A 12,411-nucleotide genomic window follows, 5' to 3' on the forward strand; every position below is an offset into this window, starting at 1 on the left:
AAAATAGGGGCGCGTTTATGATGAATAAATTAATCACCGTTATCGGAGGCACCGGCTTTGTCGGACAATCCATCGTCAATACATTGCTACGTCAGGGTTATGATGTGCAAGTACTCGCCCGCCACGCACGTGATTGCAAAGACCTTTTCCCTGCAAAAGCCAATGGCAGTCGCCTACTCCTTCGCAATGCCGATATTACCCAACCCAAAACCTTACATGACACATTTGAAGGTTCATGGGCGATCATCAATCTCGTAGGTATCCTCTATGAAAAGGGCCGTCAGCGCTTCTCTAGCCTGCATACACAATGCCCTGAACGTCTCGCTAAAATGGCCAAAGATGCCGGTTGCTCGCGCTTCATTCATCTATCCGCATTAGGAGCGCATAAAGCCAAAGGCTCGCGCTATGCCAGCAGCAAAGCGACAGGTGAAACAGGTATTCTTTCCGCTTTTCCTGATGCCACGATCCTTAGCCCGAGCGTCATTTTTGGCCCTAACGATAATTTCATCAACCAGTTCAGCCAGATGGCAAATTTCTCGCCGATTCTACCACTCATTGGCGGCGGCAAAACGAAATTCCAACCGGTTTATGTCGGCGATGTAACCGAAGCCGTACTACGTTGCATCGAAAGACCAGCAACAAAAGGCAAAACCTTTGAGCTCGGCGGGCCAAAGATTTACAGCTTCAATAAAATTTTGGAAAAGATTCTGAAAGTAAGCAATCGTAAGCGAATGCTCGTTTCTATCCCCTTCGGTCTAGCGAAATTTATCGGATTTTTTGCTGAATTCGCACCCATACCGCCTATCACACGTGACCAAGTACAGTTGCTGAAACATGATAGCACTACGCGTAATAACGGGTTCAAAGAACTCGGCATCACGCCAAAGCCGATGGAACTCATCATTCCTGATTACATCGCACTTAAACCTGTAACGGTTGATGCTGGAACGGATAAAATCGCCGCGTGACTCTTAGCTTAACTCATTCTCCACTGCACCCTCATTGCCGCAAAGCACGGATTTTACTGGGTGAACGACACTTAAATTTTGTGCTGCAGGATGAACCCTTCTGGGAGCGTACTGAAGATTTTCTATCACTCAATCCATCCGGAGAGCTTCCCGTATTGCAAGATGAAGAGGGCTTCATCATCGCCGGCCATTACGCTATTAGCGAATATCTGGAAGAACGGGCGGCAAAAACGGGCGGCATCAGTTTCCTCGGCAAAACGCTCGAAACACGCGCTGAAACACGCCGCTTGGTCGATTGGTTTGATAATAAATTCTTCTGTGAAGTCACGCAGATACTGGTTTACGAAAAATATTTCAAAAAGCTCGAAGGCACAGGCGGTCCCAACACAAAAGCCGTGCGCGCCGCGACAAAGAGCATCCATTATCACCTTGATATGATCGAAGCCTTCACGGTCGAGCAACCTTGGCTTAATGGCGAGCATTCCACCATGGCCGATTTCTCCGCCGCCGCACAAATTTCCGTGATTGATTATTTCGACGATGTCCCGTGGAGCAAACACCCACGCGCCAAAGACTGGTACCGCTTAGTCAAATCCCGCCCCTCCATGCGCCCTATCTTAAAAGAACGTGTGCGCGGCGTAATGCCACCAAATCACTACGATAATCCTGACTTTTAACTGCCCCCGGCGCGCCTACTGGCGCTTCGATAAGCTATTGGTTTCGTCAATGCTCAAGGCTCGCTCGTCTACTGACTCGCTTCTTTATTATTTACAGGCGCGATTAGCAAACCGCCTGAACCATCGGTCCGCGAAGCGGCACTCTATTTGAGCGCCAGTAGGCGCACAGAGGAAACAAAAAATATTAGGCTAAAATATCGAGCAGCTGGCCTGTGGTCTCATTGGCTTCTTTAAGCACTTTGAGTGAGGCGTCGAACTGGTAAGAGGCGAATTGCTGGTTTACAATTTCTTGCTCCAGATTCACCGGAGAATTTGTTTGCGTGATTTTAGTGCTGACACCGCCTTCAACACGGCTAATGCTTTCTGCACGACGCGCAACAAAGGGCTTTCCATTTTCCTGTGTGCCGCTGACTTGGCCTTTGGATTGGATATTCGCAACGTTATTGGCACTTACTTCGAGCGTTTTGCTCGCATTTTGCAGCGCCGTTGTTGTGATATTTGCTACGTTATTAATCATCGTTTTATCTATAGTACTCCTAATATACATCCTAACAACTATTAGTTAAAATAAAGTTAATTATGCAACTTAAGGAAGCATCACTCCAGTTTTTGCATCCACATCACTCAAAACGGGATAATTTTGGCGCGCATTAAAGAGCTGATAATGCCACCATTCATTACGGTAAAAGTCCCACCCCGCCGTGGTCATAATGCCCATTAGAAGATGACGATTGCGCTGCGCGTCGACGGAAATTTCTTGATTTCCATGATAAGAAAGCGGGGTAAAAGCATCAAACCCCGTACCAAAATCCAACACTGCGCCGCTTGCAGACTCGACTAAGGCCAAATCGACTGCCGCTCCCATGGAATGGGGAGAACCTCGATTCGGATCCGTCAGAAAATCCGGATCCGGCGTGTGTTCCCAGAATTTCCACTGCGCCTCCAAAGGACGGAATGCATCAAGAATTCGAAAATGATAACCCAACGGTTTCGCATAATCGCAAGCCAACTTTAGAGCTGCTGCCGCATCTGCATTGAGAAAACATTTCGCATCGGCGCGATAAACCGGCTCTCCCGTAAAATTGCCAGCTGTAGCATAGGCCAAGGCGATTTCGACACCATAAGCTTCTTCGGTAATTTCAATTAATTGCATCGTATCCATCCTTTATTATATGAAGGGAGCCCAGCAGGACGAGCGGAGGTAAATCAAATAACCGCATCTGTGGCATAATTACTGTATTTTACTAACCTTTTATTAAGACTTTAAAAGTTATAGTGCCTTCAGTTAATGGCTTTAACAAGCATTGACAGATTACCCTCCATTTATAAGGGCGCTCCTTTGGGGGCGCCCTCTTTTTTTAGGCAGTCCTGCACCACCTCGTGACAATGCGCCGCTAAGCCCTTCCTATCTTCAAACTGTTCAATCCTAACCAGATCATGACAGATGACCGTCGCTAGGATTCCCGGTTGCGCCAAAAAGTCCATTAAATGCGGCGAGAATTCATCTTCTCCAATCCAAGCAACTTTACGCATCGCTTGCGGTGATAAAGGGGAGCCATCACGCTTTGTATAAATGACGGTCACAGGCTGCACGGGTAATCCCTGCTCAGCTAAGCTGAAATAAGAAGAACGAAAGGGTAGCACGCCATGCCCATCATTGGTTGTACCTTCCGGAAAAAGACTAATCATCCAGCCCTTCTTCATCGCACGCGTCAATTCCAGCATATTTTCAGCCGTTTTTCGTGGATTACGATTAATGAAAATACATTCAGAAAGGCGGCAAAGATACCCGATTACTGGCCAAGAACTAATATCTGACTTAGGCGTAAAATGAACCGGCGCAACACTTCCCAACACGGGAATATCAGAATAACTGCAATGATTACTCACAACTAATAACGGTTTATCACCTGCAAATGATCCTTTTAAACGTACTTTTACTCCCCAGCTGCACGCCGAAAGGCGATAGTAAAGGGCAACAAATTTCCGCTTAAATGCTTCAAACCCGAGCGCGTTGAACAAAATAATAAAAGGCAGCAAAAGCACCGTAAGCAATAAATAAGTCGTTAGCCTAAAAATGACGCGCAGCTTTTCCACCCTTAACTAACCCCGTAACGTTTACCGTAATTATCTTTCAGTAACTCAGTCTGTACGACCACTGCAACATCGACACAATGGCACTCATCATCAATATAAACGCCGGCGCCGAAACTACCATTCATACGCAGATAGCCTTTCACCAAGGCCGGTAGCTGCTTCAACGCCGCTTTTGGATCCACTTGTTCAATTGGCAGAGGCTTAAACTCATAGGCATGTTTTGATTTTGGCGTGAGCGGCGCGGGCGTTTGGTGCATATGATGCAAAAACGATAATCCCATCAGGTTATCTTGCGGATCGACTCCATTAAAAGAGGCGCAACCAAACAGTAATTTAATATCAAAATGCATCACATAAGCGCCAATGCCGTGGAATAAAAGCTGCATCGCCGCACGTGAGCGATAATCCGCATGCACACACGATCGACCGAGTTCCATCACTTCGCCATCCATTTGCTTAATGCCGGTCACATCAAATTCTTTTTCGCTATAAAAACGACCAATTTTCTGCATCGGTCCACGACGTAAGAGACGATAGGTCGCAATGACCTGCCCGCCTTTATCTTCATCTTGCACAATTAAATGATCGCACACCGCATCATATTCATCAAAATCGCGCTTCTGCGCCAGCACCTGTGAATTATCAGGAATACCGCCCATTTCACCAAAGAAAATATCGTAACGCAGCTTCTGCGCTTGCTCCAGCAAATGCGGCTTCTGCGTGACGCGAACGGTTAAATTACCCGCCTCAATACGGAGAACATCATCAGTCATGACTTTCTTTCACTTCACTTTCAGTGAAGTGGCGCTCACACACCGCGCATGCTTCGCCAGAAATCTGGTGGGCCAGCCTTGCTGCCCTATCCGCATCTTCACTATTTATAGGATAAAATGACACTCTTAATCGTCCAGCGGCACGCAATAAAGTTCTAAACGGTGATCCACGATCTTATAGCCCAACTCTTTAGCTACTTTTTCTTGTAGTTTCTCAATCTGCTCATTGGTAAATTCAACGACTTTTCCCGTACGTAAATCAATCAAATGATCATGATGTTCATCCTCATCCGCTGCTTCGTAACGCGAGCGGCCATCGCCAAAATCATGCTTCTCGATAATTCCCGACTCTTCGAAGAGCTTCACCGTGCGATACACGGTGGCAATACTGATTTTCGAATCCACCTTATTGGCGCGCGCGTAAAGCATCTCTACATCCGGATGGTCTTTTGCCTCACCCAGAACCTTGGCAATTACCTTACGTTGACCGGTCATTTTAAGACCTTTTTCAGCGCATTTATTAATCAGTGTGTTTGACATGATGGCATCATAAACAAAGATAGGGACAAGGCAAGCGGGGGTTAAGCACCCATATCTCGATCTAATCCGATATCGACCGCAATCGCTGAATGGGTTAATGCGCCGATAGAGATAGCCTCCACGCCGGTTTTCGCGACGACCACCACTGAATCCATCGTAATACCGCCAGAAGCCTCCAGCTTAACGGGGCTATCGCCACGCATTTCGATCGCTTTCTCAAGCACGGATGGCGGCATATTATCCAGCAATATCCAGTCCGGTTGGGCAATAAGGGCTTCAGCCACTTGCTCCAGCGTATCGCATTCAATTTCAATTTTGAGATTCGGATTTTTAGCCCGTGCTGTCGCCACCGCCGCGCCAATATCAGGCTGAACGGTGAGATGATTATCTTTAATTAATACCGCATCATCCAAACGCAAACGATGGTTTTTACCGCCACCGCAATGCACGCCATATTTATCTAAATAACGCATGCCCGGCATAGTTTTACGCGTATCAAGAATCTGACAATCCGTGCCTTCCACCGCCTTCACATAATGGCTAGTAAGCGTCGCTACACCGCAGATACGCTGCAATAAGTTCAATGCCAAACGCTCACCCGTGAGTAATAAATGTGCATTACCGGTCACCGTTAGCAATGTTTGTCCTGCTATGATTTGCTCACCATCTTCCACATGCGCAATGGTTCTTGGCGGTAAAATCTCATCCTTACGCGAAGCAAGCTTCGCATAGGCTTTAGGCACAAGGAATAACCCTGCCATCACCATATCCTCACGTGCGCGGAAAGAGAATTCCGCCGTCGCATCCGCAGGAATGAGTGCTTCAGATGTGACATCACCCTGCCCGACATCTTCATCCAGCCCAAGATCAATGAGGCGATCTAACTGCTCCGACGCCTGCTTTCCATAAAGCTCGTGATAACTCACGACGCCTCTGCCAAAGCTGAAATTCTCTTCACCACTGGCAATAACTTTACCGAGTATGGCAGGATTAAACGCTCTCGCTTGGTCGCCGGAAAATCATAATTTAGCGAATGCTCTGTCCCATTATTCAGATCGGTTATTTTCAAAGTTCCAGTAATCGCTTCTGGCAGCTGATAACGCTCCCAAAATTGACTCTTCGCCGGCTCTGTTGACAGCGAGATCTGAATATTATCAGGTAGGTTGACTTTAAATACATGCGGCGGAAGATCCAATTTCTTGACCGTAAGTTTCACCTCTTCTGGCGCACGCAATACTACTTGCTGCAACTGCGTAAACGAACCGATAAAGGAAATCTCTGGCGCAGTCATACGATACTCCACCCCTTCTATTCTCAAAACAAGAACCGGTTTAGAGAGAGTGAGCGCAGGACTTAAGCCGATTCGCTCCACACCATACTCCTCATACTCAAATGCCAGCTCGCGATCATGCAGGATCGTATTTTGTTTTAACATGGTGAGATTATCGTCGACCACTTGCTGCAACCCCCCCGCCATAACGATCCAAATAAAAACTGTGAATCCCAGTACCACCAAAAGAATGATGGTCACTAAAATTCCAAGAAGCCATTTCCACATAATCTATTCCTTAATAATCGCTGCTGAGGGAATATTCTTCGACATTTCCAACATTTTTTCTAACGGCTTGCGAGCCGCTTCGATCGTGGGTAAATCAAGTACTAATTCTGGCGTTTCATCGCGCAATGCAACATGCAGCTTTTCCATCGTGTTAAGCTTCATATAAGGGCACGTATTACAGCTAATGCACGCACCATCATTGATACCGGGTACATCGTAAAAACGACTCCCCGGCGAGTGTTTTTTCATTTGATGTAAAATACCTGGCTCTGTCAGCACGATAAACTCATCCCCCGGATGGTCTTGCGTATACTGCAGCAACGAGCTAGTCGACCCCACATGCCCTGCATGGCCGAGCAGATGCTCTGGACATTCTGGGTGTGCAATCACATGCGCTCCTGGATAACGTGTTTTCAGCTTAATCAGCTCTTTTTCCGAAAATTGCTCATGCACGATGCAGGTACCATCCCACAGCACCATATCGCGGCCCGTCTTTTTCGAAAGATACGCCCCTAAATATTTATCTGGTGCGAAGAGAATCGGTTGATCTTCTGGGATCTGGCGGATAATCGCTTCCGCATTACTTGAAGTCACAATCACATCGGTTTGCGCCTTCACCGCCGCCGAACAATTAATATAAGTCAGCGACAAATGATCGGGATGTTGTGCACGAAATTCGCCAAATTCCTTTGGCGGGCACGAACTCTCCAGCGAACATCCCGCATTCATATCCGGCACGAGCACTAATTTCTCAGGATTGAGTATCTTCGCCGTTTCCGCCATAAAGCGCACACCACAAAAGACGATAATGTCGGCATCGGTACTGGCAGCCTTACGCGCTAGATCAAGCGAATCACCCACAAAATCTGCAATTTCTTGCAGCTCAGGCTCCTGATAATAATGCGCCAGAATCACCGCGTTCTTCTGCTGACGCAGGCGGTTAATTTCATCTTCCAACTCAAGGTCGGTCAGTGGCGCCTCAGCAGCACCTTCATACGAAGTAATATCCATGCGCTATAGATAGATCAGAAAGAATAGGTTTTCAACTAGAAGGAGGGAGGACAGTAGGGCGGTCCAGCCTTGAGCAAGCGAAGCGTCGTCCATCACGAACCCAGCAGGACAAGCAGGGGCAATTAAAAGCTACCCAAACAGCGCCTGGTACTCTTCTTCTTTAAAGCCGAGCGCTTTAGCTTCACCATCAATCACCATGATAGGGCGCTTAATAATGCTGGATTTTTCCTGCGCTAAGGCAATCGCTTGCACATTGCCCGTGATGCTTTCTTTAGTCGCATCGTCTAATTTACGCCATGTCATGCCGGCACGGTTAATGACCTTTTCCCAACCGAATTTCTCACACCATTGCTTTAATTCATCGGCATTGGTTCCCTGTTTTTTAAAATCATGGAACTCATATTCGATATTATTTTCTTCCAAATAATTACGGGCTTTCTTCACCGTATTGCAGTTAGGAATTCCACAGAGTTTAATGCTCATTTATTGCTCCAAATTAAGAATATTTATTTCCACTTTTTGCTATACAATTCAGACGAGTAATGCTAGAGAAATATTCTATTATTTTGCAACGCACCACACAAAAAATATATTTTTATTAAGTAGGAGAGTCCCCGATGGTTGGAGAAACAAAAATAAACTACGCTGCTAGTAAGATGCACCCCTCTGCAACTGCACCTCAGCCCATGGAAATTCGTATTGCTTCTCCTGCTGAAGAAGAGCCCGTGACGGAAATTGCAAAAGAGCCGACCACAGAAAAGAAAACTGCGGCAAAGCCTACCTCTACACGCGGCCGTGGTCGCCCTGCTGGCAGCAAAAATAAAGCGATGAAGACAAAAGCTTCAACGGCTACGAAAAAGAAGGCAACGGCTAAAAAGTCCACTCCTAAAAAACCTGCGGCGAATAAAACTTCTTCGGCCAAACCGAATAAAGTTTTTGCAACTTCGGAGCCCTTTACGCAAGGCAATGAAGCACTGAAAGCAGCAATGGAGTCTAACAGTGCAACGGCAGAGATGACCAAAACCATGACCGAAGAAATGGTGCAATTTGCCAATAAAAACTTCTCTGAAAATATGGCGCTCTCAAAAGAATTTTTTAGCTGCCGCACCATGAGCGACATGCTTGAAATTCAAAATACAATCATGAAAAATAATTTAGATGGCTTCTTTAAGCAATCCTCTAAAATGTCAGAAATGATGTTAAAAGTCGCCTCTGAAAGCAGTGCACCCATTAACGGTTCATTCACCAATATGGCCGATGAATTTAAGAAAAAATTCAGCGGCTAATTAGTATCACCCCGTCGAAGGGCGGGGTACTACCAGCAAATGAATATTGATAAAACCTCATGACAAGCACGGGGTGACATCAACCCCTGCCTTTGTAATTTTCGACGCCCTCTTGTGGAATCCACACGCCTTTAGGCGGCTCACCGCTTTGATAGAAGATATCAATGGGAATGCCGCCACGTGGATACCAATAACCGGCGATACGCAACCATTTAGGTACCGTAATTTCCTCAAGGCGTTTGGCGATATTAATCGTGCAAGCCTCATGAAAATCACCATGATTGCGGAACGAACCAAGGAAGAGCTTCAGCGATTTACTCTCCACCAAATAAAGCTGCGGCACATAATCAATCACCAGATGTGCAAAATCCGGCTGCCCTGTTAAAGGACAAAGCGACGTAAATTCGGGACAGCTAAAGCGCACACAATAATCTTTATCCGCATGCGGGTTATCCACTCGCTCCAACACTGCTTCTTCCGGCGAATTAGGGAGCGCCGTTTTCCCACCCAGCTGGGTTAGTTTTTCATAAATTTCATCAGACATAGAACGCCTATAGCTTATTACGCTAAACTTGTCACCCCGCGCTTGTCACGGGGGTCCGAGGTTTAATGGAAATACTTCATTCTGACTCCAGCCTCCGTCATTCGACGGGGTGACATATGGAGCAAGACACTCTACACACAACTATATGAGCGCCCAAACCAAACCCATCGATAAAACAGGATTACTGCCTGCCATTGGCTGTTACAGCTTATGGGGGTTCTTTCCAATTTATTGGAAATTCCTTTCCCATGTCGATGCACTGGAGACGATGGCACACCGTATCATTTGGTCATTTGTCTTTTACCTCGCCATCATGGGTGCACGCGTATTGATCGGCAAAAAATTCAGCCTCAAAGTCACCAAACGCGATTGGGTGCTTGCTACCATCAATGGCGTACTACTGGGCCTTAATTGGTGGGTCTATATTTACGCCATGAATATTGAGCGGATTATTGAGACTAGCCTCGCATATTTTCTCAACCCGCTTCTGTCAGTCGCCGTCGGCGTCTTAGTTTTCCGCGAGCCGTTCCCGAAATTATTAAAACTCGCCTTCGCACTGGCGATGATTGGGGTAGGAATTCAAATGGGCTATGGTGAAACCTTCCCGTGGATTGCACTGGCACTCGCTACTAACTTCTGCGCCTATGGTGCAATCAAAAAAATTGTCACAGTAAATGCCACCCAGTTTTCGATGATGGAAAGCGCAATCGTACTCATCCCCGCCCTCATCCTAGCCGTCACCTTGCGCATGGAAAGCGACATGATCCTCACTAATACCGATTGGTTATTCCTCGCCGGTGGTGGAGTGGCGACCGGAATCCCGCTACTACTCTTCGCAATGGCTGCACAAAAGCTACCTTATAGCGTCATGGGAATGCTACAATTTATCGGCCCCACTATTCAATTTATCTTAGGTTACTACCTTTATAAAGAGCCCATCAGCACGGTTGGTTGGATTTCCTATTGCTTCATTTGGGGCGGTGTAGGCGTTTACCTAATCGACCGCATCCGTGTGGCGCGCAACCTACGCAAAGCCAGCCGCATTCCACTGGCTACACCTGAGGAACCTCAATAAGCTTGTCACCGTGTAAAATGCAAAGTATCTCAAACTGACTTTTGGGCTCTCGCTTTACAAGCCACAAAATGAAGCACGTTATAAATAGACCGTCGGATCCACCCCCCCTGCATCCGCAAAACCTTTAGCGCGCAAAGCGCAGCTATCGCAATGACCACAAGCCGCGCCCGCAGGCGTCGGATCATAGCAGCTCAGCGTTTGGCCATAATCAACGCCCAATTCTGTGCCTGCTTTAATAATATCGGCCTTCGTCATTTCAATGAGAGGGCTGTGGATAGTGATCTTATCACCGCCACTCACGCCATACGCGGTAGCTAAATTCGCCGTTTGTTCAAAACTCGCAATAAATTCCGGACGACAATCCGGGTAGCCCGAATAATCCACCGCATTCACACCGATAAAGATATCACGCGCGTTCAATACCTCGGCATAAGCCAGCGCAAAAGACAGAAAAATCGTATTGCGCGCAGGCACATAAGTCACCGGGATATCCGCCGCCATCGTCGCTTCATCACGGCCTTTCGGCACAGCAATATCATCCGTCAGCGCCGAGCCGCCAAATAAACGCAAGTCAATATCGGCGATTTTATGCTCAACGACGCCTAAGCTCTTCGCCACACGTGCCGCCGCCTCAAGCTCCACTTCATGGCGTTGACCGTAGCGAAAGGAGATCGCATAAAGATCATAATCACCTGCCTTGGCCATGGCGCCCACCGTTGCCGAATCGAGCCCGCCCGAAAGTAAAAGTACTGCTTTTTCCATCAATCTATTCCTGCAATTTTATGCGTCTGTATGGAAACCTTATAGCCACCAGCCTCTGCCAATTCCATTGCATAGTCTAAATTGGCTTTATTTTTATGTTCATCATATTCATCCATCGGCTGCAGCCAGATAGGCAAACCTGCGGCAATCTCAGGCACAGCAGTATAAGGCTCATGCGACTTTGAGATAATGAATTTCACCGCCGTAATACGCGGGATAATATCCGGACGAAGCGCGTGATACTGCCCATTCGTGGCTTTGGGTGAGCAAATCACCTCCACCCCTGCAGGCAGGTCACGCCAGAGCGTGCCATTCGTTTCAATTTGCGGCGCAAAGCCTTCTTCCAACAATAGCTCACACAGCGCAATAATGTTCTGCCGCAATGGCTCGCCACCCGTGATCACCACGAGTTTACGACCATCTTCTGCAAAATCCTCAACACAATCGACAATCTCATCAATCGCAATCTCGCTAAAACTCTCAAATTCCGTATCACAAAAATCGCACGCGAGGTTACAGCCGCCTAACCGCACAAACACGCTAGACTCGCCCGTATGCGGCCCCTCACCCTGCACGGTCGGAAATATCTCCTGCACCAGCAGCGTCGAGCCATCTCCCTTTTCAGGCGGGCGTATGGAGTTTTTACCGAACATTCATTAAACCGTAACAATTCTTTATTATACTAGGTGCATATAACAGGAGTATCAAATTATGGTAGATAAAGTTCAGAAGGAATTACAGAGCCTCGCCATTGATATGCAAACAGATCATTGGGGAAAAGGGTTCTCAATTCTGGCGCTGCTTTCTAAACCACCAAGTAAAGACGCAGAATTTGCACGCAGAATCACAAATTTCGTTCAGGAAAATGGTGCAGAAGCTCTTAACACTCCAGTCGATAATCACAACACATTGTTAGACATAGCTCAAAACCTTAAAACCAGCCTCGAGCTCACAGACCCTTTCGCAGAAAGAAAAACACGTTTTCCACAAGCAACAAAAATAATGGGGCTGACACCTAATAATATTCTTTGAGCAACTTTTTCAGGTCTGCCAGTAAGTCACTTGGTGTGCCCATATTAAACCTCCACTCACATTCTTTCAAGAACAGATTAAAATGCTC

The 12,411-nt window shown here is 47.0% G+C and carries 18 protein-coding genes; 5 read left to right on the forward strand and 13 right to left on the reverse strand.

The window, feature by feature from the left end:
* Window positions 1-17 precede the first annotated feature (17 nt).
* Both P8P30_06445 and P8P30_06450 read left to right on the forward strand, forming a co-directional pair.
* Entirely contained in the window at window positions 18-968 is a 951-nt protein-coding gene (locus P8P30_06445; protein ID MDG1287190.1) for a complex I NDUFA9 subunit family protein, read from the forward strand.
* A complete protein-coding gene (locus P8P30_06450; protein MDG1287191.1) occupies window positions 965-1,645 on the forward strand; it encodes a glutathione S-transferase family protein in 681 nt (226 codons plus the stop codon). Before P8P30_06445 ends, P8P30_06450 begins: the two co-directional genes overlap by 4 nt.
* Window positions 1,646-1,829: 184 nt before the next feature.
* Here the strand turns inward: P8P30_06450 and P8P30_06455 are convergent, their stop codons facing one another.
* From P8P30_06455 to P8P30_06495, 9 genes are all read right to left on the reverse strand, one after another.
* Window positions 1,830-2,162: a hypothetical protein gene (locus P8P30_06455; GenBank protein ID MDG1287192.1), complete on the reverse strand. Its 333-nt coding sequence runs from the start codon at window positions 2,160-2,162 to the stop codon at window positions 1,830-1,832.
* 69 nt (window positions 2,163-2,231) lie between these two features.
* Window positions 2,232-2,798, reverse strand: a complete 567-nt coding sequence (gene ddpX, locus P8P30_06460) for a D-alanyl-D-alanine dipeptidase (protein ID MDG1287193.1) — start codon at window positions 2,796-2,798, stop codon at window positions 2,232-2,234.
* Window positions 2,799-2,968: 170 nt separating this feature from the next.
* The gene (locus P8P30_06465) at window positions 2,969-3,742 is read right to left on the reverse strand and encodes a lysophospholipid acyltransferase family protein (GenBank protein MDG1287194.1); all 774 of its coding nucleotides are present in this window, start codon (window positions 3,740-3,742) and stop codon (window positions 2,969-2,971) included.
* Between the two features lie 2 nt (window positions 3,743-3,744).
* Complete coding sequence (locus P8P30_06470; GenBank protein MDG1287195.1) at window positions 3,745-4,515, reverse strand: GNAT family N-acyltransferase; 771 nt, start codon at window positions 4,513-4,515, stop codon at window positions 3,745-3,747.
* A 126-nt stretch (window positions 4,516-4,641) separates the two neighbouring features.
* Entirely contained in the window at window positions 4,642-5,055 is a 414-nt protein-coding gene (locus tag P8P30_06475; protein MDG1287196.1) for a Fur family transcriptional regulator, read from the reverse strand.
* Window positions 5,056-5,096: 41 nt separating this feature from the next.
* On the reverse strand, window positions 5,097-5,981 hold the full coding sequence (nadC, locus tag P8P30_06480) for a carboxylating nicotinate-nucleotide diphosphorylase (GenBank protein ID MDG1287197.1): 885 nt from the start codon (window positions 5,979-5,981) through the stop codon (window positions 5,097-5,099).
* Window positions 5,978-6,613 (reverse strand): hypothetical protein, encoded by a 636-nt coding sequence (locus tag P8P30_06485; protein ID MDG1287198.1) that lies wholly within the window; start codon window positions 6,611-6,613, stop codon window positions 5,978-5,980. The genes nadC and P8P30_06485 overlap by 4 nt, the downstream gene beginning before the upstream one ends.
* A 3-nt stretch (window positions 6,614-6,616) precedes the next feature.
* Window positions 6,617-7,624: a quinolinate synthase NadA gene (nadA, locus tag P8P30_06490; GenBank protein MDG1287199.1), complete on the reverse strand. Its 1,008-nt coding sequence runs from the start codon at window positions 7,622-7,624 to the stop codon at window positions 6,617-6,619.
* Between the two features lie 129 nt (window positions 7,625-7,753).
* Complete coding sequence (locus tag P8P30_06495) at window positions 7,754-8,107, reverse strand: ArsC family reductase (protein MDG1287200.1); 354 nt, start codon at window positions 8,105-8,107, stop codon at window positions 7,754-7,756.
* A gap of 134 nt (window positions 8,108-8,241) precedes the next feature.
* On the opposite strand from P8P30_06495, the gene P8P30_06500 reads away from it, so the two are divergent.
* The gene (locus P8P30_06500; GenBank protein MDG1287201.1) at window positions 8,242-8,910 is read left to right on the forward strand and encodes a phasin family protein; all 669 of its coding nucleotides are present in this window, start codon (window positions 8,242-8,244) and stop codon (window positions 8,908-8,910) included.
* Between the two features lie 79 nt (window positions 8,911-8,989).
* On the opposite strand, the gene queF is transcribed toward P8P30_06500, so the two are convergent.
* Window positions 8,990-9,454: a preQ(1) synthase gene (queF, locus tag P8P30_06505; GenBank protein MDG1287202.1), complete on the reverse strand. Its 465-nt coding sequence runs from the start codon at window positions 9,452-9,454 to the stop codon at window positions 8,990-8,992.
* Window positions 9,455-9,599: 145 nt separating this feature from the next.
* Between queF and rarD the strand changes: the two genes are divergently transcribed.
* Window positions 9,600-10,529: an EamA family transporter RarD gene (gene rarD / locus P8P30_06510; protein MDG1287203.1), complete on the forward strand. Its 930-nt coding sequence runs from the start codon at window positions 9,600-9,602 to the stop codon at window positions 10,527-10,529.
* 78 nt (window positions 10,530-10,607) lie between these two features.
* Here rarD and queC read toward each other — a convergent pair whose 3' ends face one another.
* Complete coding sequence (queC, locus tag P8P30_06515) at window positions 10,608-11,291, reverse strand: 7-cyano-7-deazaguanine synthase QueC (protein ID MDG1287204.1); 684 nt, start codon at window positions 11,289-11,291, stop codon at window positions 10,608-10,610.
* Complete coding sequence (locus P8P30_06520; GenBank protein MDG1287205.1) at window positions 11,291-11,944, reverse strand: 7-carboxy-7-deazaguanine synthase QueE; 654 nt, start codon at window positions 11,942-11,944, stop codon at window positions 11,291-11,293. Before P8P30_06520 ends, queC begins: the two co-directional genes overlap by 1 nt.
* A gap of 58 nt (window positions 11,945-12,002) precedes the next feature.
* On the opposite strand from P8P30_06520, the gene P8P30_06525 reads away from it, so the two are divergent.
* Window positions 12,003-12,323 carry a hypothetical protein gene (locus P8P30_06525; protein MDG1287206.1) on the forward strand — a complete coding sequence of 107 codons (321 nt, stop codon included), beginning with the start codon at window positions 12,003-12,005 and terminating at the stop codon, window positions 12,321-12,323.
* Here P8P30_06525 and P8P30_06530 read toward each other — a convergent pair.
* On the reverse strand, window positions 12,307-12,411 hold a 105-nt coding region (locus tag P8P30_06530; protein MDG1287207.1), incomplete at its 5' end, for an IS1595 family transposase. The two genes, P8P30_06525 and P8P30_06530, sit on opposite strands and share 17 nt — an antisense overlap.

The organism is Rickettsiales bacterium, assembly GCA_029252805.1.
Classification (GTDB): domain Bacteria; phylum Pseudomonadota; class Alphaproteobacteria; order Rickettsiales; family JALZUV01; genus JALZUV01.

What these genes read in the sequence shown, in the direction of transcription:
- P8P30_06500 (MDG1287201.1), top strand. Translation starts at nt 8,242, where the DNA reads ATGGTTGGAGAAACAAAAATAAACTACGCTGCTAGTAAGATGCACCCC.
- P8P30_06520 (MDG1287205.1), bottom strand. Translation starts at nt 11,944, where the DNA reads ATGTTCGGTAAAAACTCCATACGCCCGCCTGAAAAGGGAGATGGCTCG.
- rarD (MDG1287203.1), top strand. Translation starts at nt 9,600, where the DNA reads ATGAGCGCCCAAACCAAACCCATCGATAAAACAGGATTACTGCCTGCC.
- queF (MDG1287202.1), bottom strand. Translation starts at nt 9,454, where the DNA reads ATGTCTGATGAAATTTATGAAAAACTAACCCAGCTGGGTGGGAAAACG.
- queC (MDG1287204.1), bottom strand. Translation starts at nt 11,291, where the DNA reads ATGGAAAAAGCAGTACTTTTACTTTCGGGCGGGCTCGATTCGGCAACG.
- ddpX (MDG1287193.1), bottom strand. Translation starts at nt 2,798, where the DNA reads ATGCAATTAATTGAAATTACCGAAGAAGCTTATGGTGTCGAAATCGCC.
- P8P30_06485 (MDG1287198.1), bottom strand. Translation starts at nt 6,613, where the DNA reads ATGTGGAAATGGCTTCTTGGAATTTTAGTGACCATCATTCTTTTGGTG.
- P8P30_06475 (MDG1287196.1), bottom strand. Translation starts at nt 5,055, where the DNA reads ATGTCAAACACACTGATTAATAAATGCGCTGAAAAAGGTCTTAAAATG.
- P8P30_06495 (MDG1287200.1), bottom strand. Translation starts at nt 8,107, where the DNA reads ATGAGCATTAAACTCTGTGGAATTCCTAACTGCAATACGGTGAAGAAA.
- nadA (MDG1287199.1), bottom strand. Translation starts at nt 7,624, where the DNA reads ATGGATATTACTTCGTATGAAGGTGCTGCTGAGGCGCCACTGACCGAC.
- P8P30_06445 (MDG1287190.1), top strand. Translation starts at nt 18, where the DNA reads ATGATGAATAAATTAATCACCGTTATCGGAGGCACCGGCTTTGTCGGA.
- P8P30_06470 (MDG1287195.1), bottom strand. Translation starts at nt 4,515, where the DNA reads ATGACTGATGATGTTCTCCGTATTGAGGCGGGTAATTTAACCGTTCGC.
- P8P30_06455 (MDG1287192.1), bottom strand. Translation starts at nt 2,162, where the DNA reads ATGATTAATAACGTAGCAAATATCACAACAACGGCGCTGCAAAATGCG.
- P8P30_06525 (MDG1287206.1), top strand. Translation starts at nt 12,003, where the DNA reads ATGGTAGATAAAGTTCAGAAGGAATTACAGAGCCTCGCCATTGATATG.